Annotated in this window: 18 protein-coding genes and 1 tRNA gene; 9 read left to right on the plus strand and 10 right to left on the minus strand. The window is 59.6% G+C overall.

The window, feature by feature from the left end; translation table 11 throughout:
* Positions 1-264: 264 nt before the first annotated feature.
* Entirely contained in the window at positions 265-1,041 is a 777-nt protein-coding gene (locus tag GTP46_RS00005) for an enoyl-CoA hydratase (RefSeq protein ID WP_161004602.1), read from the minus strand.
* A 99-nt stretch (positions 1,042-1,140) separates the two neighbouring features.
* On the opposite strand from GTP46_RS00005, the gene GTP46_RS00010 reads away from it, so the two are divergent.
* Complete coding sequence (locus GTP46_RS00010; protein WP_161004984.1) at positions 1,141-2,385, plus strand: MFS transporter; 1,245 nt, start codon at positions 1,141-1,143, stop codon at positions 2,383-2,385.
* On the opposite strand, the gene mltA is transcribed toward GTP46_RS00010, so the two are convergent.
* A complete protein-coding gene (gene mltA / locus GTP46_RS00015; protein ID WP_161004603.1) occupies positions 2,382-3,608 on the minus strand; it encodes a murein transglycosylase A in 1,227 nt (408 codons plus the stop codon). The genes GTP46_RS00010 and mltA overlap by 4 nt on opposite strands.
* 96 nt (positions 3,609-3,704) lie before the next feature.
* Positions 3,705-4,079, minus strand: a complete 375-nt coding sequence (apaG, locus tag GTP46_RS00020; RefSeq protein ID WP_161004604.1) for a Co2+/Mg2+ efflux facilitator ApaG/CorD — start codon at positions 4,077-4,079, stop codon at positions 3,705-3,707.
* 170 nt (positions 4,080-4,249) lie between these two features.
* On the opposite strand from apaG, the gene rpe reads away from it, so the two are divergent.
* From rpe to trpC, 7 genes are all read left to right on the plus strand, one after another.
* A complete protein-coding gene (rpe, locus tag GTP46_RS00025; protein WP_161004605.1) occupies positions 4,250-4,915 on the plus strand; it encodes a ribulose-phosphate 3-epimerase in 666 nt (221 codons plus the stop codon).
* Between the two features lie 4 nt (positions 4,916-4,919).
* Complete coding sequence (locus GTP46_RS00030) at positions 4,920-5,612, plus strand: phosphoglycolate phosphatase (protein ID WP_161004606.1); 693 nt, start codon at positions 4,920-4,922, stop codon at positions 5,610-5,612.
* 198 nt (positions 5,613-5,810) lie between these two features.
* Positions 5,811-7,307, plus strand: a complete 1,497-nt coding sequence (trpE, locus tag GTP46_RS00035) for an anthranilate synthase component I (RefSeq protein WP_161004607.1) — start codon at positions 5,811-5,813, stop codon at positions 7,305-7,307.
* A gap of 1 nt (position 7,308) precedes the next feature.
* Positions 7,309-7,872 carry an anthranilate synthase component II gene (locus GTP46_RS00040; RefSeq protein WP_161004608.1) on the plus strand — a complete coding sequence of 188 codons (564 nt, stop codon included), beginning with the start codon at positions 7,309-7,311 and terminating at the stop codon, positions 7,870-7,872.
* Between the two features lie 17 nt (positions 7,873-7,889).
* Positions 7,890-8,927: an anthranilate phosphoribosyltransferase gene (trpD, locus tag GTP46_RS00045; RefSeq protein ID WP_161004609.1), complete on the plus strand. Its 1,038-nt coding sequence runs from the start codon at positions 7,890-7,892 to the stop codon at positions 8,925-8,927.
* A 2-nt stretch (positions 8,928-8,929) separates the two neighbouring features.
* Positions 8,930-9,577, plus strand: a complete 648-nt coding sequence (locus GTP46_RS00050; protein ID WP_161004610.1) for a LysE family translocator — start codon at positions 8,930-8,932, stop codon at positions 9,575-9,577.
* A 2-nt stretch (positions 9,578-9,579) separates the two neighbouring features.
* Positions 9,580-10,380 (plus strand): indole-3-glycerol phosphate synthase TrpC, encoded by an 801-nt coding sequence (trpC, locus tag GTP46_RS00055; protein ID WP_161004611.1) that lies wholly within the window; start codon positions 9,580-9,582, stop codon positions 10,378-10,380.
* Here trpC and GTP46_RS00060 read toward each other — a convergent pair.
* From GTP46_RS00060 to GTP46_RS00090, 7 genes are all read right to left on the minus strand, one after another.
* The gene (locus GTP46_RS00060; protein ID WP_371869501.1) at positions 10,331-11,527 is read right to left on the minus strand and encodes a GGDEF domain-containing protein; all 1,197 of its coding nucleotides are present in this window, start codon (positions 11,525-11,527) and stop codon (positions 10,331-10,333) included. The two genes, trpC and GTP46_RS00060, sit on opposite strands and share 50 nt — an antisense overlap.
* A gap of 90 nt (positions 11,528-11,617) precedes the next feature.
* Entirely contained in the window at positions 11,618-13,429 is a 1,812-nt protein-coding gene (locus GTP46_RS00065; protein ID WP_161004612.1) for a M61 family metallopeptidase, read from the minus strand.
* A complete protein-coding gene (locus tag GTP46_RS00070) occupies positions 13,426-14,001 on the minus strand; it encodes a nucleotidyltransferase family protein (RefSeq protein ID WP_161004613.1) in 576 nt (191 codons plus the stop codon). The genes GTP46_RS00065 and GTP46_RS00070 overlap by 4 nt, the downstream gene beginning before the upstream one ends.
* A gap of 5 nt (positions 14,002-14,006) precedes the next feature.
* Positions 14,007-16,223, minus strand: coding sequence for a xanthine dehydrogenase family protein molybdopterin-binding subunit (locus GTP46_RS00075; protein WP_161004614.1), 2,217 nt, complete (start codon positions 16,221-16,223; stop codon positions 14,007-14,009).
* A 13-nt stretch (positions 16,224-16,236) separates the two neighbouring features.
* Positions 16,237-16,695: a (2Fe-2S)-binding protein gene (locus GTP46_RS00080; RefSeq protein ID WP_161004615.1), complete on the minus strand. Its 459-nt coding sequence runs from the start codon at positions 16,693-16,695 to the stop codon at positions 16,237-16,239.
* A 31-nt stretch (positions 16,696-16,726) separates the two neighbouring features.
* A complete protein-coding gene (locus GTP46_RS00085; protein ID WP_161004616.1) occupies positions 16,727-17,455 on the minus strand; it encodes a DsbC family protein in 729 nt (242 codons plus the stop codon).
* Positions 17,456-17,476: 21 nt separating this feature from the next.
* Complete coding sequence (locus GTP46_RS00090) at positions 17,477-18,697, minus strand: FAD-dependent monooxygenase (RefSeq protein WP_161004617.1); 1,221 nt, start codon at positions 18,695-18,697, stop codon at positions 17,477-17,479.
* Between the two features lie 77 nt (positions 18,698-18,774).
* On the opposite strand from GTP46_RS00090, the gene GTP46_RS00095 reads away from it, so the two are divergent.
* Positions 18,775-18,850: transfer RNA gene (locus GTP46_RS00095), tRNA-Phe, on the plus strand.
* Positions 18,851-18,890: the final 40 nt, after the last annotated feature.

Raw genomic sequence — 18,890 nt, forward strand, 5'->3', positions numbered from 1 at the left:
GGTCACTGGTTCGCTCTTCTCAAAAATACTGACAGTATTTCTACTGAATATTTCTTTGTTGAGCATTTAATGCTTTTTGTTGCAGCACCAAATGCCCACACTTATCGACTGTTAATTTTTAAAGATCTTGTCTTGCGCTGCGAAGCGTTTTGTTCGCAGCAGAGAGATGAGATTATGAAGCGTTTTCTACATCTCGTCAATCCCTCGCTTTTCTTCGTTTTCGCTTCTCAGCGTCTGCGTTGTCTTGCGAGGGACAGAATCATATCAAAGACCTTCGAAGTTTGGCAAGCGCTTTTCCAGGAAAGCTTGCATGCCTTCTTTCTGCGCAGGCGTACCGAACGCAGCCTGGAATAAACGGCGCTCATAAGTAACGCCTTCCGACAGCGTGGTTTCAAAGGCGCGGTTGACCGAGTCCTTGATCTGCATGGCTACCGAAGTCGACATGGATGCGATCTGCTTGGCGATGGCCAGCACTTCTTCAATCAGCTTATCTGCCGGGATCACGCGCGACACCAGGCCAATGCGCTCAGCCTCAGCCGCATCAATAGTTCGTGCGGTCAGCAGCATGTCCATGGCCTTGGCCTTGCCAATGGCGCGCGGCAGGCGCTGCGTGCCACCTGCACCCGGCACCACGCCGACCTTGATTTCCGGCTGGCCGAACTTGGCACTATCCGCTGCGACCAGGAAGTCGCACATCATGGCCAGCTCGCAGCCGCCGCCCAGCGCGAAGCCTGCTACGGCGCCGATCACCGGCTTGCGCACGCGCAGAATGTGCTCCCAGTTGCGGCCGATGTAGTTGTCGCGATAGGTGTCCGGATAGCTGTAGTCCACCATTGCCGCGATATCGGCGCCGGCGGCAAAGGCTTTCTCGCTACCGGTCAGCACGATGCAGCCGATGGCCGGATCGGCGTCGAACTTATATAAGGCATCGCCCAACTCGTTCATCATGTTGTCGTTCAGCGCATTCAGGGCTTTCGGGCGGTTCAGACGGATCAGGGCTACTTTATCGTGCACTTCTACGATCAGGTCTTGGTACTGCATGGGTTGCTCCTCCACTGTGGAATATGACTCATCGATTGTAGCGTCTATCCCCAGCGCTGGTATGATTGAAATTCGGCAACTAGCACTAAAGAGCTTCCCATTTTTAACTTCCTTCGCAGCGACGAGCTTCTTCGCAACGGTGACTTCCGCCGCTATTGGTCCGCCGCCATCCTCAACGGTTTCGGCAGTTATGTCAGCGCGCTGGCAGTGCCGCTGTGTGCGGTGCTGATGCTCAAAGCCTCACCATCGCAAATGGGCATGATGGGCGCGGCCGCAGCCCTGCCCTTCGCGCTGCTGGCCCTGCCTGCGGGGGTTTTCCTCGACCGCAACCGCAAGCTGCCTATTTTATTGGCAAGCAAAGCCGTCCAGGCAATCGCGCTGGCCAGCATCCCGCTGGCATGGTGGCTGGGCCTGCTAACGGTGCAGTGGTTATATGTGGTGTCGTTTGTTTCCGGCTCTTGCGGCGTGGTGGGTGGCGGTGCTGAGATGGTTTTCCTGACCAATATGATCGGCCGCGACAAGCTGACCGATGCCCAATCCAAGTTTGCTGCAACCGACTCCGCCTCGCGCCTGCTGGCGCCGGGACTGGCCGGCATATTGATTCAATGGCTGACCGCGCCCTATGCGGTAATCATCAACGCGCTCGGCTTTGTGGTCTCGATAGCCCTGCTGCGCAATGTGAAGGCCAATGATCCGAAACCGCCGCCCTCTAATAAGCATCCGCTGCGCGACATACAGGACGGCTTCCGCTTCATCTGGAGCCAGCCGCTGCTGCGCACGCTGGCCTGGGCCTCGGGGCTATGGCATATGCTGTTCTACGGTTTTGCTGCGCTGAGTGTGATCTTTGCAACGCGCGAGCTCGGTATGACGCCGGGCATGCTGGGCGTGGCGCAAATGATCGGCGGCCTCGGCGTGCTGGCAAGTTCGTTGATGCTTAAGCCGCTAAGCAAGCGCTTCGGGGCCACCGGCGCCATGCTGGTGGGCGTAGGTATGTGCACCTTTACTTACATCGTCATTCCGCTCATCCCGGCCAACCTGTTTGGCTACCCGCTGGCTAGCGCGATTGCCTGTGCCACCCTGTCATTCTTCCTCGACTGCGGCGTGATGCTTTTCCTGATGCCCTACTCAGCCCTGCGCCAGCAGGTCACGCCGGATGAGTACCTGGGCCGCATGGTGTCCACCATGCGCTTCCTGACGGTGGCGATTGCGCCGGTCGGCGCACTGACGGCCGGCTATCTCGGCGAGCATTTCAATGTGCGCACCGGGCTGGCCTGCGTGGCAGCAGGCAGTATCGGGCTGATGCTGTTGCTGGCCCTGTCGCCGTCGGTGCGCAGTAAAACTTAGAACTTCTTCGGCAGCAGTACCCAGATGCTGCCGCGCTGCTTCATGCGGCCCGCGTTCTCGGCCGCCTCGGCACCGAAACCGAAGAAGTAGTCAACGCGAATCGCGCCACGGATCGCGCCGCCCGTATCCTGCGCCATCACTAGACGCTGCATCGGGATGTCGCTGTTCGGCTGGGTGGTCGACAGGAACACCGGCGCCCCCTGCGGCAGCTGGGTAGCGTCAATGGCGACTGAGCGCTGCGGCGTCAGCGGCACGCCCAGCGAACCTTTCGGGCCGACCTTCGGATCCGGCAAGCGCTCTTCTTTAAAGAACACATAGCTTGGATTGACGTTGAACAGCTCCTGCATGCGGGTCGGGTGACCTGCGATCCACGCCTTGATGCCTTGCGCAGACGCCTGCTCCAGCGTCAGCTCGCCCTTCTCCACCAGGTACTTGCCGATGGATTTATACGGATGGCCGTTCTGGTCCGCATACGCTACGCGCACGGTTTCGCCGCTTTCGCTCAGCTGCACGCGGCCCGAACCCTGCACCTGCAGGAAGAACGATTCGACCGGATCATCCACCCACAGCAGCTCCTTGCCGCTGAAGTTGGCCGACTCGATATCGGCGCGGGTCGAGTACGGAATCACCTTCTTGCCAACCACCTTGCCGCGCAGGCGCATGCCCTTCAGCTCAGGATAGACACTGGCCAGGTCGATGGTGACCATATCGTCCGGTACTTTATAGAGCGGGGTCTGGTACACACCGCCTTTTTTGCGGGAGCCGTGCAGCAGCGGCTCGTAGTAGCCGGTAATCAGGCCATCGGTGGCGCCATCCGGTGCGACCACCTGGTTCGGTTCGAGGAAAGCTTCAAAGAAAGTGCGGATCGCGCGCTCATCGTTGCCATTCACGGTGCGGGCGATGGTGCATGCCTCTTTCCACGTCGCCTGCTTAATCAGCACCGAGCACGAAGACGTGAACGCCGGCCAGGCGGCGCGCAGGTCATCCTTGTCCCAGCCCGGCAGCGCGGCGAAGGTAGCCGGCACCATTTGCAGCGCGGTTGGTTTAGGAGGCTGCGGCTGGACCGGCGGCGTTGGCGGTGTCGGTTGGACGGGCGGTTGCGGTTGCGGCTGCACCGGCGGCACAGTGGACTGATCCGGCGGCAGCGGCGTGGAGGTACAGGCGGCCAACGCCAGCGCGACGGCGCTCAGCGGAACGAGTAGACTACGGGACTTGAGTGACATAAAAGGATAACTATGTGGCTATTGATGGTTGAAGCAGGCGTGGCCTTCTTCCTGCTCGTCTTCATCGTCTGGTGGACGATGAAGGGGAAGAAGTAATCAGTGTAAGGTGCGCGGCAGCGACAGCACGAATTCCGGGATCTTAACCTCGAACTGGTGGCCATCCTCAGCCACGCAGAAGTACTCACCGACCATCGAACCCTGCTGGGTTTGCAGCGCCGCGCCACTGGTGTATTCGAATTGCTCGCCCGGCTGCAGCAGCGGCTGATGGCCGACCACGCCCAGCCCGCGCACTTCCTCGATATGGTTGTTGGCGTCTGTGATAGTCCAGTGGCGCGAGATCAGCTGCGCCGCTATCTTGCCGGTGTTCTTAATCGTGATCGAGTACGTAAACACAAAATTCGTGCGCTCCGGGTCCGACTGCTCCGGCAGGTACTGCGTTCTGACCGACACGGTAAATTCATAATTCGACATCAACATTCCTCTAATTTGCAAGCTTGGCGATTGTATATCGCCAAGTGCCCATTGCACCGCAAATTAGGTCGCGACGCAAGGAGGACGCTGCTGAAAACGGCCATTGCCGGCCGGAGCAGCGTAAAATAGCGCATCTTTTTTATCGCAAGCCCACGGGCCAGCCCAACGCCATGACCACCTACCGCATCGCTCCTAGCATCCTGTCCGCCGATTTCGCCCGCCTGGGTGAAGAAGTCCGCAACGTCGTTTCGGCCGGCGCCGACATCATCCACTTCGACGTAATGGACAACCATTATGTACCTAACCTGACCATCGGCCCGCTGGTGTGCCAGGCGATCCGCCCGCACGTGGATGTGCCGATCGATGTGCACCTGATGGTGAAGCCGGTAGACCGCATCATCCCGGACTTCGCCAAGGCCGGCGCCAACATCATCACCTTCCACCCGGAAGCGTCTGACCACATCGACCGTTCGCTGTCGCTGATCCGTGACCACGGCTGCAAGGCCGGCCTGGTATTCAACCCGGCCACCCCGCTGAGCTACCTGGAACACGTGATGGACAAGGTCGACATGATCCTGATCATGTCGGTCAACCCAGGCTTCGGTGGCCAGTCCTTCATCCCGCAAGCGCTGAAGAAAATCGCTGAAGCACGCCGTCTGATCGACGACTCCGGCCGCGACATCCTGCTGGAAGTGGACGGCGGCATCAAGATCGACAACATCGCTGCCGCTGCGGCAGCTGGTGCAGACACCTTCGTCGCCGGTTCGGCCATCTTCGGCCAGCCAGACTACAAGGCCGTGATCGACGCCATGCGCGCCAATCTGGCCAAGGTCTAAGACCATGAGCGTGCTGGCAGGCGTGCGCGCCGCAATCATTGACCTCGACGGCACCATGCTGGACACGATCCCCGACTTCCACGTCGCGATCAACGGCATGCGCGCGGAACTGGGCCTGGGCCCGATCACGCAGGAGCAAATCGCCCTGATGGTCGGCAAAGGCTCGGAAAACCTGATCCGCTCCGTTCTGGCGCTGGATTGGGATGCGGAGCGTGTCGAGGCCGCGTTTGCGCAAGCGATGGACGCCTACCAGCGCCACTACCTGAGCATTAACGGCAATTACAGCACGCTGTTCCCGCAAGTGATCGAAGGCCTGACCGCCATGAAGGCGAACGGCCTGCGCCTCGCCTGCGTGACCAACAAGCCAATCAGCTTCACCACGCCGCTGCTGAAACTCAAAGGCCTGGACCAGTTCTTTGAAGTGGTCTACGGCGGCGACTCGCTGCCGCGCAAGAAGCCAGACCCGCTGCCGCTGCAAACCGTGTGCGCTGATTTCGACCTGCCACCGTCGCAAGTGGTGGCCATCGGCGATTCTTCGAATGACGCGCAAGCCGCGCGGGCTGCGGGTTGCCCGGTGCTGACCGTGCCATATGGTTATAACCACGGAGAGTCTATACACGAAACCGATTCCGATGGTATAGTAACCACGCTGCTAGAAGCGGCTAGCCTGATTCGTTCACATCACACCAATAGCTGAACACTGACCAAAATGTCGTCTCTCACCAAAAAACACATCGTCAACCAACCAGGCTCGATTGAGGCCTGGCTGTGGCGACGCTGGCAATCCTGGCCTAACTAAGCCGAATTGATTGCTGTCGTCCGCCCGCTTGCGCGCGACAGGTTTTTTGATGCACCACTGCGCTGGCCCACCTAGGCCAGCGCATGGAGAGAACACATGACCGAACTCGAATTCAAATCGTTGGCCACGGATGGCTACAACCGTATTCCTCTGATCGCGGAAGCATTCGCCGATCTCGAAACCCCGCTCACGCTGTACCTTAAACTGGCCCAGAGCCAGAACGCCGGCAAGAACACCTTCCTGCTGGAGTCAGTAGTGGGCGGCGAGCGTTTCGGCCGCTTCTCCTTCATCGGCCTGCCGGCGACCACGCTGCTGCGCACCTTCGGCAACCGCACCGAGATCGTGAAAAACGGCGCCGTCATCGAAACGCATGAAGGCAATCCGCTCGATTTCATCGAGGCTTACCAGAAGCGTTTTAAAGTAGCGATCCGTCCTGGCATGCCACGTTTCTGCGGCGGCCTGGCCGGCTACTTCGGCTACGACACCGTACGCCACATCGAAAAAACGCTGGCGCACAGCGCGCAGAAAGATGATCTGGGCCTGCCAGACATTCAGCTGATGGTGACCGAAGAACTGGCCGTCATTGATAATCTGAGCGGCAAGCTGTATCTGATCGTCTACGCCGACACCACCCAGCCAGAGTCCTACTCGAAAGCGAAACAGCGCCTGAAAGACCTGCGCGTGATGCTGCGCCGTGGCGTGGAAGTGCCGGTGGCCACTGCCTCGGTACGCACCGAAGCTGTGCGCGAATTCGCCAAGGAAGATTATCTGAAAGCCGTCGCCAAGGCCCACGAATACGTGTTGGCCGGCGACTTGATGCAGGTGCAAATCGGTCAGCGTATCCGCAAGCCATACGTCGATTCGCCACTGAGCCTGTACCGCGCACTGCGTTCGCTGAACCCGTCGCCGTATATGTACTTCTACAATTTCGGCGACATGCAGATCGTCGGCGCGTCGCCAGAGATTTTGGTGCGCAACGAGACCGCGCCTGACGGCGAGAAGAAAGTCACGCTGCGCCCTATCGCCGGCACCCGCCCGCGCGGTTCGACGCCGGAGCGCGACGCCGAGCTGGCGAAAGAACTGCTGGCCGATCAAAAAGAAATCGCCGAACACGTGATGCTGATCGACCTGGCGCGCAATGACCTGGGCCGCATCTCGGAAATCGGCAGCGTCAAAGTGACCGACCGTTTGATCATCGAAAAATACTCGCACGTCCAGCACATCGTCTCCAACGTTGAGGGCAAGCTGAAAGACGGCCTGTCCAACCTGGACGTGCTGCGTGCCACCTTCCCGGCCGGTACGCTGACCGGTGCGCCGAAAGTGCGTGCAATGGAAATCATCGACGAACTGGAAATCTCCAAGCGCGGTATTTATGGCGGCGCTTGCGGCTACCTGTCGTTCGGCGGCGAGATGGATGTGGCGATTGCGATCCGCACCGGCGTGATCAAGGACGGCAATCTGTACGTGCAGGCTGCCGCCGGCATCGTCGCCGACTCCATCGCCGAGATGGAATATCAAGAAACTGAACACAAGGCGCGCGCTGTACTGCGCGCCGCCGAGCAAGTGCAAGATGGCCTGGATGGGGAGTTCTAATATGCTGCTGATGATCGACAACTACGACTCCTTCACCTACAACATCGTGCAATACTTCGGCGAGCTGGGTGAAGACGTGCGCGTCTACCGCAATGATGAAATCACGATTGCGGAGATCGAGGCACTGAATCCGGACCATATCTGCATTTCGCCGGGGCCGAAAGATCCGGCGCAGGCAGGCATCTCTATCGCAGTGCTCAAGCACTTCGCCGGCAAGAAGCCGATCCTGGGCGTGTGCCTTGGCCACCAGGCCATCGGCGAAGCGTTCGGCGGCAAGGTAATCCGCGCCAAGCAGGTCATGCATGGCAAAACTTCTTTAATCGCGCATACGGGCGTGGGCGTCTTCAAGGACCTCCCATCTCCCTTCACAGTGATCCGGTATCACTCGTTGGCTATCGAGCGTAGCTCGCTGCCGTCCTGCCTCGAAGTGACGGCATGGACCGACGACGGTGAAATCATGGGCGTGCGACACAAGGACTACGACATCGAGGGCGTGCAGTTCCACCCCGAGTCCATCCTGTCGGAACACGGCCACCAACTGTTGAAGAACTTCCTCGTACGCTGATTAAAGAAGGACTAGCCATGCCTATCACCCATCAAGAAGCACTGGTACGCTGCATCGAACACCGCGAAATTTTCCACGACGAGATGCTGCACCTGTTCCGCCAGATTATGTCCGGCGAAATGTCCCCGACCATGGTCGCGGCCCTGACCATGGGCCTGCGCGTAAAAAAAGAAACCATCGGTGAAATCGCCGCCGCCGCGACGGTGATGCGCGAGTTCTCCACCAAGGTGCCGATGGCCGACACCACCGGCCTGCTCGACATCGTCGGCACCGGCGGCGACGGCGCGCACACCTTCAATATCTCCACCACTGCAATGTTTGTCGCCGCTGCCGCTGGCGCACGCGTGGCCAAGCATGGCGGCCGTAGCGTGTCATCGTCGTCAGGCAGCGCGGACGTGATTGAATCGCTGGGCGCGAATATCAACCTGAAGCCAGAGCAGATTGCGCAATCGATCGCGCAGACCGGCATCGGCTTCATGTTCGCACCGAACCACCACGCCGCCATGAAGCACGTGGCGCCGGTGCGCAAGGAACTGGGCGTGCGCTCCATCTTCAATATTCTGGGACCGCTGACCAATCCGGCCGGCGCACCAAATATTCTGATGGGCGTGTTCCACGCTGACTTGGTCGGTATCCAGGTGCGTGTGCTGCAGCGTTTGGGCGCGCAGCATGCCATCGTGGTGTACGGTAAAGACAATATGGATGAAGTGTCGCTAGGCGCATCGACCATGGTCGGTGAGCTGATTAACGGCGAGATCCGCGAGTATGAAATCCACCCGGAAGATTTCGGCATGCCGATGATCGCCAGCCGTAATCTGAAGGTGGCCGATGCGAACGAATCCAAGCAGCGCATGATGGAAGCACTGCGCGGCGAAGCCGGTCCGGCCTACGATATCGTGTCGCTCAACGCCGGCACCGCGCTGTATGCGGCCGGTGTGGCCAGCTCGATCGAAGATGGCTTGAAGCGCGCGCGTGAAACCATTCAGTCCGGCGCGGCGCTGCGCAAGATCGATCAATTCGTCGAAGTCACTCAAACGCTCGGCCGAGGTAACTGACCATGTTCGGCATCCATGACCTGACGCTGTTTATCATCTCGGGCCTGCTGCTGAACATCATGCCCGGACCGGACAACCTGCTCATCATGTCGCGCAGTGCGACGCAGGGCTGGCGCGCCGGCTCAGCCGCTGCGCTGGGCATCGGCACGGGTACCATGGTTCACGTGCTGGCTGCGGCGCTGGGGTTGTCGGCAGTGCTGTCCACTTCTGCTGCCGCTTTCACGGTGGTGAAGTGGGTAGGCACGGCCTACATTGTCTACATGGGCATCGGCATGCTGCGTTCGAAGCTGCGCGGCGAAGACGAGGACCGCGACGTGGTGGCGCGTGCAGCGCAGCCGCTAGCCTGGCGCAAGATCTACTTCCAGGGCTTCCTCACCAATGTGCTGAATCCCAAGGTGGCGCTGTTCTTCCTGGCCTTCGTGCCACAATTTATTCACGCCGATGCTGGCAGCAAACCGCTGGCCTTCATCATCCTCGGCACCATTTTTAATTTCAACGGCATGCTGTATTGCCACGGCCTTGCCTTGTTCACCGCCTTCGCCAGTACGCGTTTGAAAATCAAACCGCTGGTGTCGCTATGGCTGAACCGCACGATGGGTGGCCTGTTCCTGGCCCTCGGCGCGCGTCTTGCACTCTCGGAGCAAAACTAATCATGTCTGACATTCTGAACAAAATCCTGGCGGTAAAAGCCGAAGAAGTGGCAGCAGCCAAGAAGCACCGCAGCTTTGCCAGCCTGCGCGACGAGGTGGAATCCAACACCGAACTGCGCGCCGGCCTGCGCGGCTTTGAAGCCAGCCTGCGCACCAAAATCGCCGCCGGCAAAGCTGGTGTGATCACCGAAATCAAAAAGGCCTCACCCTCGAAAGGCGTGCTGCGCGCCGACTTCCGGCCAGCGGAAATCGCCGCCACCTACGAAGCCCATGGCTCCGCGTGCCTGTCGGTGCTGACCGATGAACAGTTCTTCCAGGGTTCGGTGGCCTACCTGCAGCAAGCGCGCGCCGCCTGCTCGCTGCCGGTGATCCGCAAGGACTTCATGGTCGACATTTACCAGATCTACGAAGCGCGCGCGATGGGCGCTGATGCAATCCTGTTAATCGTCTCGGCGCTGGATCATGGCCTGATGGCAGAAATGGAAGCCGTGACCCACGAATTGGGCATGGACGTGCTGGTGGAAACCCACGACGGCGACGAGCTGACGGCCGCCTTGAAGCTGAAAACCAAGCTGGTAGGCGTCAACAACCGCAACCTGCGCACCTTCGAAGTCTCGTTGAAAAACACCCTGGACCTGCTGGACCGCATGCCACCGGAAAAACTGGTGATCACCGAATCCGGCATTCTGACCCCGGCTGATGTTAAAACCATGCGTGACGCCAATGTCCACGCCTTCCTGGTTGGCGAAGCGTTTATGCGCGCGCCTGATCCTGGCGCCGAACTGGCTCGCCTGTTCGACTGAGCACGGCCTCCGGCGCGATCTCGTAACGGTCGCGCCCTCTTTCCTTAGCGCAATACAACGCTTTATCGGCACGGACCAGGATGCCATCCAGGCTCTCATCCGCGCTGGTTTGGCACGCCACGCCGAAACTGACCGCGTATGGCGGCACGTCCGCGCGCGGCGTGCGCAGCGCGGCCTGGATGCGCTCGGTAATATGCAGCGCCCGGTCCAGCCCGGTGGCCGGCAGCAGCACCACGAATTCCTCGCCGCCGAAACGGGCCACGTGATCGGATGCGCGCAGGGCTTTGGAAATGACCGCTGCCACATCCACTAAAACACGGTCGCCGACAGCATGGCCGTAACTATCATTAATCTGTTTAAAGTGATCGATATCGATATTCAGCATGGTCATGAATGTGCCCTCCCGGCGCATCAAGGCATGCTCTTTGGCGTAAATATCGGCAAAGCCGCGACGGTTTAATACCTCGGTTAATGGATCGAGCGTCGAGCGACGCTCAAGGATGATTTGCAGGCGGCGTGTGCAAACCGTCATAAAGCCCACAGTCAGTAACAAAATCATGAAATGGCCGACTGCCAGATATAAACTCTGGAATGCACCCACCGTGGTTATATCGACATATTGGCCACCAAATATTAATGCGATAACACCGCGCGTGAAAACCACCACGGTTTGAATCGACATTAAAATTCCGAAAAAGCGCGATGAGAAATGCGGCTCGCCGAATTTCCAGATCAGGAATACCTGGCGCACATAAAACACCAACACCGTCAAGGAAAACACCGCGACGCGCGCACTGAAATTCGGCTCGATAATCCGCCAGTAAGCAATGCCCAGCGTGGTTACGATCCAGACCATATGGAATATGCGCCACGACGGTGGCACCTCATATAGTTTCTCGGTGCCTATCAGGGTTAAGCCTAATCCCCAGGTTAATGACGCATTAGCGGCCAACGAGACGATTGCCGAGGTATCGCGCATGCAGAAAAGCACAGCACCGGCTACCAGGAATAACAAGCCGGCGGCCCATTCGCGCATGCCTTGAATCTCTTTGGGAAAGCTCAAATGGGCGGAATACAGCACAACGCTCATGGCGCAGGCCATCAGCGTGGCCATGAAAATTACGGTAGTTGGGTCGAGCAGGATCACGATACACGCCAGATTTGAGCTTTTACATGCTAAAAGTTAGCATAAATTCAGGCCAAAAAAAAGCCGCATCAGAGGGATGCGGCTTGAAAATCAGCGACTTGCGCTCGGCCGGAGCGGCCCGGACCGCTTAACTGCCGATTCCAGTGTCAAAGTAACACCTGGTACGCGGTCGCCTTGCAGCACCAGATCGAAACTCATTAACTCGTCGCGGCGGAAAGCCATCACCTGAATCGACTCGCCGACGGCATAACGCGACAGCAGATTATCCAGGTTGGTGGCCGTTACGCGCAGGCCATCGATGGCCACCAGAATATCGCCAGCCGACAATCCAGCGCCATGGGCGGCGCCATTTTCATGGACAGCGGACAGTTTGCAATCATTACCGTCGCGGCCGAGGTTTGCATCAAAGCTCGGCTTGGCCGATTTGCGTTCGTCGGTATATTTAACACCGAACGGCGCCAGCAATTTCGCCAGCGGCAAATCTTCGGTACCGCGAATATATTTATCGAAGAAAGCTTTAAAGCGGCCACCGCTGACTTCATCGAATAAAGCTTCAGCTTCCGCCGGAGTAACGCCGCGGCCACCGCCAGTATAAAAGTCGCGGCCATAACGGTGCCACAAGGCACGCATTACATCATCCAACGATTTTTTACCGCCGGTTTTAGCGCGAATACTTAAATCCAGCGCCAAACCAATTAACGATCCTTTGGTGTAATAACTGACGATGGCGTTAGGTGCATTTTCATCCTGGCGATAATATTTACCCCAAGCGTCGAAACTCGAATCAGCCACGCTCTGCTTGGTACGTCCAGCACCGCGCAATACGCTGCCCACGGTTTTACCCAGCAGCTTGAAATATGCAGGCTCGCCGATCAAACCCGCACGCACCAGCATTAAATCGTCGTAATAACTGGTGAAACCTTCAAATAACCACAGCAGCGGCGAATAGTTTTCAACTTGCAGGTTATATGGTGCGAATACAGCCGGTTTGATGCGCTTTACATTCCACGTGTGGAAATACTCGTGGCTGCACAGGCCGAGGTATTGCAAGTAGCCGTCGCTGATGTCCTTGTTCTTGGCCGAAGTGGTCGGCAGGTCGCTGCGGTTACAAATCAGCGCAGTCGAGGCGCGGTGTTCCAGGCCGCCGTAGCCGTCGCCCACCGCCATCGTCATGAACACGTAACGCTCCATCGGCGCTTTCTTGGTCTTCGGCTCGAAGAAGGCGATCTGGGTTTCACAGATTTTTTTCAGGTCGGCGCTCAGGCGCGCCAGGTCCAGGTTCGGTACGCGGCCGGTGATGACGATGTCGTGCGGGATGCCGTGCGCCTTGAAGGTGGCCAGCGCAAAGTCTCCCAACTCCACCGGGTGGTCGATCAGCTCATCGTAATTGGAGGCGATGTAAGTACCAAAACCATAACGTTTCGCCTTCAGCTCCGGCAGCGAGGTCGCTACGCGCCAGTCCTGCGCCGCTTCGTCCTGCGGCCGCTGGATATCCACCACGTGCGGCTGTTCTTCCTGCCCCAGCACGCGCAGGAACACACTGGTGCCGTTGAAGAAGCCGTGGGTTTGGTCCAGATGCGCAGCGCGCACCGACAAATCCCAGGCATAGACTTCGTAATGCAGCGTCAGCGGCGCGCGCCGGTCGGCCAGCGGCGCGGCCTGCCATGTGTGCTTATCCAGCTTGGTCAACTCAACCGGCTCGCCCTTCGACTCGGCGCGAATGCGCACAATATTGCGAGAAAACTCACGAATCATGTAGCTGCCGGGGATCCACGCCGGCAGCGCGAAAATCTGGCCACCTTCGGCCGGTGCGGCCACCGTCACCGAAACATGGAACAAGTGCGCGGCCAGATCATGGCCGACGATGGTATAGGCGATAGCCGATTGGTTTTTTTTCATCATAAGTCCTGTTTTGTGTCGATGTCGCGCACCACGCCTTCATCATCGACCACCACTTCGCTCACCGCGTGGCTTTTTAAAATTGCGCGCGCCCCCTGGTCGCCGTCTAGCGCCAGCAGCAACGGCAGATGATATGCACTAAAGGCGACCGGATTGCCGCGTCGTCCTTCAAAAACGGGCGCCGCGATGCGCGCGCCACGTTCTATTGTAGCGACCAAGGCACGCATGGTGTCCGGCTGGACGTGCGGCATGTCGCCCAGCCCGACCAGCCATCCTTCGGCGCCCTTGGTATATTCGATTGCAGTGGTGAGGGATTCGGCCATGCCCATGTCGGCGGTAGCGCAGACGCGCACCTCGCAACCGAGGCGGCCCAGCAGCGCGGCGACCTTGTCGTCGCCTTCGCGCACCACCGCGACTACGCGCGACAGCACGGCCAGCATGTTTTTTGCACTTGCAGCGACGACGACGTCGCCGCCGTCATCAGCACCCAGCGGTTGCAGCAGCTTGTTTTCAACGCCGGACGGGTCGAAGCGTCGACCGCGTCCGGCTGCGAGCAGGATTCCGACTAACGCCATCCAGATCAGGCGCTAGCCAGGTCGAACGGCAGCTTGCGCAGGCGTTTGCCGGTCAACTTGAACAGCGCGTTAGCAAACGCCGGCGCCAGCGGCGGTAGGCCAGGTTCGCCCATGCCGGTTGGCGGATCGTTGGACGGCACGATGTGCACATCGATCTTCGGCATGTCGGTCATGCGCGCGACCACGTAGTCGCTGAAGTTCTGCTGATCGACCACGCCATCCTTCAGCGTGATGGCGGCACCCGGCAAAGTCATGCCGAGGCCCATCAGCGCCGCGCCCTGGATCTGCGCTTCGATGGTCAACGGATTGACTGCCGTGTTGCAGTGAACGCCCGCCGTCACCTTGTGCAGCTTCGGCGTGCCATTCTTCACGGACGCCACCACCACATAAGCGATCACGGTGTTGAACGATTCGTGCACCGCCACGCCGTAAGCCTGGCCTTTAGGTAAAGCCTTCTTGCCGTAGCCGGATTTTTCAACCGCCAGCTCCAGCGCAGCGATGTGGCGTTTGCCCTTCTCGCCCACCAGCTTTTTGCGATAGGCCACCGGGTCCATTTTGGCCGCATGCGCCGCTTCGTCGATCAGGGTTTCCATCACAAAGGCGGTGTGGGTAGAGCCGACGGAACGCCACCACAGCACTGGCACATTGGTTTTCACCGTGTGGGCGCTCAGGTTGAGCGGCACTTCGTACGGTTCGCCCATGCCTTCTACCATCGTCGCATCGACGCCGTCCTTGACCATCATCGGCTCAAACATGGTGCCGCTGACAATCGACTGGCCGACGATGACGTGATTCCACGCCACGATCTCGCCCTTGGCATCGATGCCGATATCGGCGCGGTGCACGTGCGATGGACGATAGTAGCCGCCCTTGATATCGTCCTCACGGCTCCAGATCACCTTGACCGGTTCCTTGTGGCCCGCAGCCTGCCATACCTTGGCGATATTGACTGCTTCAACCAGATAGTCCGACGTCGGCACCGCACGGCGACCGAAACCGCCACCGGCCATCATCGTGTTCAGCACCACCTGCTCCGGCTTCAGGCCTGCAGTGGCGGCAATCGCGCCCTGGTCCACGGTCTGGAATTGCGAACCGGCCCATACGGTGCAGCCGTCCGCGCGCAGATCGACTACGCAGTTCAGCGGCTCCATCGGCGCGTGCGCCAGATACGGGAATTCATACACAGCGGAGATTTTCTTCGCCGCGCCAGCCAGTTTGGAGGTGTCGGCCTTGCGCACCGGATTGCCCGGCTTTTGCGACAGCGCCTTGTACTCGGCCAACTGCTTGTCGCTGCTGACTTTCTCCACGGCGCTGGTATCCCAGTCGATGGCCAATGCTTCGCGGCCCGACTTGGCCGGCCAGTAGCCGTCCGCAATCACCACCACGCCGCTGCCGCCGCGATCCGTTTTCACTTCCAGCACATCGATCACGCCCTTGATAGCCTTGGCCTTGCTGGCGTCGAACTTGGCGACCTTGGCGCCGAACACCGGTGGACGCGCCACCACAGCGACCTTGCTATCCGGCGCCTTGAAGTCCATGCCGAATTGCTGCTTGCCGGTGGACTTGGCGCGCGCGTCGAGGCGCTTCACCGGCTTGCCGATGAGGGTGAAATCTTTCGGGTCTTTCAGCTTGACGGTGGCAGGCACCGGCTGCTTCATGGCGGCATCGGCCAGCGAGCCATAAGTGGCCTTCTGGCCTGCAGGGCCGATCAGCGTGCCCTTCACAGTCTTAATTTGATCCGCTGGCACTTTCCACTGCTCGGCCGCCGCAGCGATCAGCATCGCGCGCGCCTTGGCGCCGATTTCGCGATACTGAGTGAAGGAGTGAGCGATGCTGCCCGAGCCACCGGTGATCTGGATGCCGAATGCCGGATCCTTGTACTGGTCACCAGCCGGCGCCAGCGCACCGTTCACCAGCGACCAATCGGCCTCCAGCTCTTCGGCGATCAGCATCGGCAGCGAAGTTTGCACGCCCTGCCCGAACTCCAGGCGATTGACCTGCACCGTCACGCGGTTATCCGGCGCGATATGCAGGAAAGCGTTCGGCTGGTACACCTTGGCCGGCGGCTGCTGCGCATTGGCGAAGCGGCCAGCGCCCGGCACCACGAAGCCCAGCACAAAACCACCACCTGCCACCACGCCCGCTTTCATGAAGCTGCGACGCGACACGCCAGACGCCGAAGCGCTGGCTATCGTCCCTTGATTAAGCCATTCGATACGCATAATGGTTTCCTCCTCAGGCGATGGATTTGGCAGCGTCTTTGATGGCGGAGCGAATGCGCTGATAGGTACCACAGCGGCAGATATTCCCGCTCATGGCATTATCGATTTCGGCATCCGACGGATTTTTGTTCGTGCGCAGCAGCGCGGTGGCGCTCATGATCTGGCCACTCTGGCAGTAGCCACATTGCGGCACGTCGATCTTGACCCACGCTTCCTGCACCGCCTTGCCCACCTTGTCGGACTCCATCGCCTCGATGGTGGTGATCTTCTGGCCGGCGGCCGCCGAAATCGGCGTCACGCAGGAGCGGATCGGCTGGCCGCCCAGGTGCACCGTGCAGGCGCCGCACAGCGCCATGCCGCAACCGAACTTGGTGCCAGTCATATTCAAGTTATCGCGCAAGGCCCACAGGATAGGCGTCGAAGGGTCGGCGTCTACCTGTACATCCTTACCGTTGATGTTCAAAGTGATCATTCAAATCTCCTGTAGTCCCTGCGTTGGATATTTACTGCTTAATTTTGTTTAACTTCTCTTCCAGCGCTTTGGCGTCGATGGCGCCTGGAATGCGCGAACCGTCGGCAAAGAAAATCGCCGGCGTACCGGCTACACCCAGCTTGCGGCCCAGCGCCAGCACTTCATCGTTCGGCGCATCGCACGATGCGGCAGCAACCGGTGCGGCTTTACCACTCACCATCCAGTCATCCCATGCCTTGCTGCGGTCGGCCGAGCACCACACGTTCTTCGACTTGGTGAACGAATCATCCGACAGGATGTTGTACATGAAGGTGTAAATGGTGACGTTGTCGGTTTCCTTCAGCGTGGTCTGGCGCAGGCGCTTGCAGTAGCCGCAGTTAGGATCTTCGAACACCGCGATCACGCGCGAGCCGTCGCCCTTGACGGTCTTGATGGCCTTATCCAGCGGCAGGTCGGAGAACTTGATCTTGGAGATTTCGTCGATGCGGTCGCGCGTCAGGTCGGCGCCGGTGGTCAGGTTGAAGATATGGCCGTTGATCAGGTAGGTGGCGGTTTTGTCGGTGTACAGGATGTCGCTGCCGATGCGCACTTCATACAGGCCGCTGTACGGGGTCTCCTTGACCGAATCGACCTTCACATTCACGCCCAGGCGCGGCTCGATCAGTTTTTTAATCGACTCGGTGCTGGGCGCGTTTTGCGCGCCGACGCAGGATGCCATCAATACGGACAACGACAGCAACGCGATCTTACTCTTTCTCATAACTTCTCCAGTAACGACTGACTACTTCCCCATCGCGTGCGAGATGAGGCGGCGCTTCAGCACAGGTAATTTATCCAGCAAGTTTAATCCGAAATTACGAACCACGCGCAGGGGTTCGATATCGGTCTCGAACAAGCGCGCCAAACCATCGGTGGTGAGCTGCATCAGCAGCACGTCTTCCTTGCGGGTGCGCTCGTAGCGGGCCAGCACGCGGTCGTCGCCGATGCTGCGCTGCGGCTCGCGTTCGGACAGGGTCTTAATCAATTGCGACACGTCGGCGAAGCCCAGGTTCATGCCGTGGCCAGCCAGCGGATGCACCACGTGGGCGGCATCACCAATCAGCGCCACGCGGGCGGCGGTCATTTTGTGCGGGCGCACCAGCTTCAGTGGGAAGTCGCGCACCAGCTCCGGCTGCAGCGGCGTCAGTGCGCCCAGCTTCTCGTGCGCGTAGACGGCGAGACGGTCGGCGATCTGCTGCGCCGATTCAGTGCGCAGCGTGTCGGCCAGCGCTTCCGGCGCCGACCACACCAGCGACACCTGATTGCCCGGCAGCGGCAGCAAGGCCACGATGCCTTCCGCGCCGGTGAACCACTGGAAGGCCGCGCCATGGTGCGGCAGCTCGCAGGCAAAGTTGGACACCACCGCACACTGGTTATAGCTGCGGTAATCGAGGCCGATATCGCACTGGCCACGCACCCACGACTGCGCGCCGTCGGCACCAACCACCAGCGACGCCTTGATGCTGCCGCCGTCATCGAGATGCACGGTGGCGCTATCTTCGCCGCGCAGCAGGCCAGTGGCGCGGCCGGTCACCACTTTCACGTTCTGGGCAAAGCGCAGCGCGGCGTCCAGCGCCTGATTCAGGTTGCGGTCTTCGAGGATCCAGGTCAGCGTGTTGGTGTGGGCGCCGTAGGCATCGAAGGCCAGGCCGCCGGCACGCGGGCCGTCACCATAGACCAGCATCGCATCGACCGGCGCCACGCGCGCGTGGTCAAGCGCATCCCAGACACGCAGCGACGACAGCAACTGATTAGCCGTGTGATTCAGCGCATAAACGCGAGCGTCCCAGCCTTGATCGGCCGATGCCGGCGCGGGCGGCGGGGCCGGCGGGCCAAGCAAAGTCACACTCAGGCCGGCCTGGGCCAGGCCCAGCGCAGCAGTCTTGGCAATCGCGCCATTGCCAACTATGCAAATATCACTTTCGATCACACGCAGCGCTGCGGGAGAGGTGGGCTTATTCATCCAAGCATTATAGCGTTTGTGGCAAATGGAAATTGCCCCTTGCGCTTTGCCAGCTGCGTGCTATAATTCTGCTCCTTGGCCTGGTAGCTCAGTTGGTAGAGCAGAGGATTGAAAATCCTTGTGTCGGTGGTTCGATTCCGCCCCGGGCCACCAAGAATAGTAAAAAAGCCACCCTCGGGTGGCTTTTTTTGTT

The organism is Duganella flavida (assembly GCF_009857445.1).
GTDB lineage: Bacteria > Pseudomonadota > Gammaproteobacteria > Burkholderiales > Burkholderiaceae_D > Rugamonas > Rugamonas flavida.

Coding starts and splice junctions, on each gene's coding strand:
- GTP46_RS00005 (WP_161004602.1), bottom strand. CDS start 1,041: ATGCAGTACCAAGACCTGATCGTAGAAGTGCACGATAAAGTAGCCCTG.
- mltA (WP_161004603.1), bottom strand. CDS start 3,608: ATGTCACTCAAGTCCCGTAGTCTACTCGTTCCGCTGAGCGCCGTCGCG.
- apaG (WP_161004604.1), bottom strand. CDS start 4,079: ATGTCGAATTATGAATTTACCGTGTCGGTCAGAACGCAGTACCTGCCG.
- rpe (WP_161004605.1), top strand. CDS start 4,250: ATGACCACCTACCGCATCGCTCCTAGCATCCTGTCCGCCGATTTCGCC.
- GTP46_RS00030 (WP_161004606.1), top strand. CDS start 4,920: ATGAGCGTGCTGGCAGGCGTGCGCGCCGCAATCATTGACCTCGACGGC.
- trpE (WP_161004607.1), top strand. CDS start 5,811: ATGACCGAACTCGAATTCAAATCGTTGGCCACGGATGGCTACAACCGT.
- GTP46_RS00040 (WP_161004608.1), top strand. CDS start 7,309: ATGCTGCTGATGATCGACAACTACGACTCCTTCACCTACAACATCGTG.
- trpD (WP_161004609.1), top strand. CDS start 7,890: ATGCCTATCACCCATCAAGAAGCACTGGTACGCTGCATCGAACACCGC.
- GTP46_RS00050 (WP_161004610.1), top strand. CDS start 8,930: ATGTTCGGCATCCATGACCTGACGCTGTTTATCATCTCGGGCCTGCTG.
- trpC (WP_161004611.1), top strand. CDS start 9,580: ATGTCTGACATTCTGAACAAAATCCTGGCGGTAAAAGCCGAAGAAGTG.
- GTP46_RS00065 (WP_161004612.1), bottom strand. CDS start 13,429: ATGATGAAAAAAAACCAATCGGCTATCGCCTATACCATCGTCGGCCAT.
- GTP46_RS00070 (WP_161004613.1), bottom strand. CDS start 14,001: ATGGCGTTAGTCGGAATCCTGCTCGCAGCCGGACGCGGTCGACGCTTC.
- GTP46_RS00075 (WP_161004614.1), bottom strand. CDS start 16,223: ATGCGTATCGAATGGCTTAATCAAGGGACGATAGCCAGCGCTTCGGCG.
- GTP46_RS00080 (WP_161004615.1), bottom strand. CDS start 16,695: ATGATCACTTTGAACATCAACGGTAAGGATGTACAGGTAGACGCCGAC.
- GTP46_RS00085 (WP_161004616.1), bottom strand. CDS start 17,455: ATGAGAAAGAGTAAGATCGCGTTGCTGTCGTTGTCCGTATTGATGGCA.
- GTP46_RS00090 (WP_161004617.1), bottom strand. CDS start 18,697: ATGAATAAGCCCACCTCTCCCGCAGCGCTGCGTGTGATCGAAAGTGAT.